We start from the raw sequence: 240 nt of genomic DNA, 5'->3' as shown, positions 1-240 counted from the left end.
GTAATGGGGATGGTAAGTCTTCTAATGGCACTCAAGCCACAACAGGTGCTTTGAATATCCCAGCGACAGGAACTTACTACTTTACACGTGATACAGATATTAAGAAGGAACCAAAAGCAGACCTCAAACCTACTTTTGTTTTCGGTAAGGGTGACCATGTCATCTATGATAAAGTTTTGACAGCTGATAATCACCAATGGATTTCTTACCTTGGTTATGACTATGTTCGCTATTATGCAG

Annotated in this window: 1 protein-coding gene; it reads left to right on the top strand. The window is 40.0% G+C overall.

Going from position 1 to position 240, the window contains the following annotated elements; genetic code table 11:
* The coding region (locus AX662_RS08145; protein ID WP_197414694.1) for an SH3 domain-containing protein at positions 1-240 on the top strand (240 nt) is incomplete at both ends.

The sequence above is a fragment of the Streptococcus sp. CCH5-D3 genome (genome assembly GCF_001556435.1).
Taxonomy (GTDB): Bacteria; Bacillota; Bacilli; order Lactobacillales; family Streptococcaceae; genus Streptococcus.
This window is presented reverse-complemented; position numbering and strand designations above follow the sequence as displayed.